At 31.4% G+C, this 277-nt stretch carries 1 protein-coding gene; it reads left to right on the top strand.

From position 1 onward, the window contains the following. A partial coding sequence (locus tag FE392_RS22965) for a hypothetical protein (RefSeq protein WP_218647272.1) occupies window positions 1–234 on the top strand: 234 nt, incomplete at its 5' end. Window positions 235–277: the final 43 nt, after the last annotated feature.

The raw sequence follows: 277 nt of genomic DNA, 5'->3' as shown, positions 1-277 counted from the left end.
CAATACGTTGGAACACAACCATATTACTCAAAGCAATACAAATATAAATGCATTTACGCAATCGGCAATCAAAAAATAGCTTTAGAAAGAATCGCAATGTGGCTATTAGATAACAACCGTATACCAAAAGAACTACTAGAAATCGGAGTATCCATAAACGATGTGAAATATTGGTATGAAAAAGTTGAAAAAACATTACAGAACTACTCTTTAACTAACCATAAAAATACCTGAAAGGAGCATTAACATGGCATTTCTAACAAATTACAAAGCAAAC

The sequence above is a fragment of the Xenorhabdus santafensis genome, from assembly GCF_033949405.1.
GTDB lineage: Bacteria > Pseudomonadota > Gammaproteobacteria > Enterobacterales > Enterobacteriaceae > Xenorhabdus > Xenorhabdus santafensis.
Note: the sequence above shows the minus strand (reverse complement) of the source record. Positions and strands in the feature narration are given on the sequence as shown.